This is a genomic window from Plasticicumulans sp., assembly GCF_035331805.1.
Lineage (GTDB): Bacteria > Pseudomonadota > Gammaproteobacteria > Competibacterales > Competibacteraceae > Plasticicumulans.
Genome location: NZ_DAOLKE010000482.1, coordinates 1 through 2,126 on the forward strand (window position 1 = coordinate 1; position 2,126 = coordinate 2,126).

The following is a 2,126-nucleotide window of genomic DNA, read 5'->3' on the forward strand; positions in this document are numbered from 1 at the left end:
GCAGCGCTGGCGCGCCAGCCCGGCGAGCGGCTCGACCAGCAGCTGCGCGCGCAGGCCGTCGCCGGCCGGCGCCAGCAGCAGGCACGGGGTCGGATCGCCGGGCTGCACGTCGTCATCGCCGAGCACGGCATCGAGCGCGGCACCGGCCGGCAGCACGCGATCGAGCGCCTGCAGCGTGCGTGCGAGTTCGGCCCGGCCGGCCTCGGGCACGTGCAGCCGGCCGTTGTCGAGCACGGTCCCGAGCCGCTGCTGCTCATGCGTGTAGACGGTGTACTCGACGCGGCTGGTGTTCTTCACGCGCGCGAGCTGCCAGACCGCGCCCGGCTTCTTCGGCGCCGGCAGCAGTTCGAGCAGCCAGCCGCCCTCGGCCGACTTGTCCCGGCGCAGCGACAGGCGCGGCGGCACCTCGACCAGTTCCAGCCATTCGCCGGGCTTGCCGATCCAGTACACGCGCGGATGTCCGGTCAGCGCCCCGAGCAGGCGCACGACGTGATCGTCGTGCCACAGATCATGGATGCCACCGAGGGAATGCAGCGCGGCGCGATCCTCGGGCAGCAGGGCCTCCTGACTGCTGCGGGTTTCGTAGCGGTAGAGTTCCATCTGCTTGCCCGGCGTCCAGCCGCCGCGCGCCGCCGGCTTCTGCTCGCGCAGTTCGAGCCGCAACCGGCCGCCCTGACGGTCGATGCCCCAGATCAACCGCACGCGGGCCGCCGGTCCGTCCCCGAGTGCGATCAGCCGGTTCAGCGCCCGCTGCCAGGCCGGCTTCGGCGGCACGACATCGAGCAGCACGGACTGCGCCGGCTCACCACGACAGCGCGCGAGCACGGCCCGTGCCTCGGCAGCGATCCAGCCGTAGCCGGCGGCCGAGGCGCGCGCAATGATCGTTTCGAGCATGGCGGTCTCGCCCGGCACCGGCGGCTGGCCCAGCCAGCGGCGCATCAGCAAGTCGAACAGGCAGGTGAGATCGGGCTCTTCGGGCAGGGACGCCGGCGGATAAGCCCCCTCATCGGCCAGGGCAGCGAGCGCGGTGCCGAGGATCACGTCGGCCGCCGGTACCGCACTCATGCTGCAGTAGCCCAGGTGCTTGCTGATGTCCCGGATCGCGCCGATCCCGTGCACGGCCAGCAGCGCGCAGACGTGCAGAAAGGCCGGCAAGCCGTACAGATGCTGTTGCGGATTGCCGGTGGCCTGCCGCCACGCCTCCTGCGCCGACTCGAACAAGGGCAGCGCCGCCGCGGCACCTGCCTCGATGAACGAGCGGCACGCCGCCACGTCGGGCATCGGTGCGGAAAGCGGTTCGCCACACCAGAGCGCCAGCTCCTGGGCGAGGTGCTGATCGGCGGGCAGAACCTGCGGCACGCTCAGGCAGCGATCGAGCATGGCCCGCGCTTCGCGCGGGTCTTCCAGATCGCCGACCAGCATGCCGAGCCAGTCCTCGATCATCATCCAGCGCAGGCGCGGCTCGCGCTGGAACAGCCAGTCGGCGTCGTACGCGCAGCGCACGAGCTGCGTCAGCGGGCGCTCCATGAACCAGCGATCCGGATCGCCATTCTGCATCTCCCGCGCAATCCGCAGGGCCGTATCGAAATCGTTGGCATGCACGGCCAGGCGCAGGTCGCGGCGGCTGTGATTGACGATCAGGCTCGTCGCAAGTAACTGCTGGAACACGGCGGGATCGACGCGGCCGGCCAGCGCCGCGCCCAGACTTGCGGCCGGCACCGCGCGCAGCACCTGATCCGCAAAGCGCCGCAGCGCCTCCGGCTCCCGGCCGAGCCGGCGCATCAGGCGTTCGGACACGGCTGCATCGAGCACCGGCGGACCCGGATCGCGTCCGGCCTTCGGGCGCAGCAGCGGGCGCAGGGTGTCCGGCAGGGATTGCACGGCCTTCTGCGCGGCCGCTCCCTTCTTCGCGAAGCCGAGCCCGGCGTACAGCTCCGGCCAGTGTGCGAAGGCGAGCGGCTCGTACAGCACGGCGAGCGCATCGGCGAAGACGCGGGCGGGTTCGGGCAGCGCCTGCCAGGCGGCGAGCGGATCGGTGCTGAGGGTCATCGACGGTTCATCCGGTCATGCAGGCGTCCGGGCAGGCTCCCGGACAGGCAGATTCATCGCCGGGCCCGGGGCGGCGA

At 71.9% G+C, this 2,126-nt stretch carries 1 protein-coding gene; it reads right to left on the reverse strand.

Annotated elements, in window-relative coordinates; all coding sequences use genetic code 11:
* On the reverse strand, positions 1-2,049 hold a 2,049-nt coding region (locus tag PKE44_RS18625; protein ID WP_324554223.1), incomplete at its 3' end, for a hypothetical protein.
* Positions 2,050-2,126: the final 77 nt, after the last annotated feature.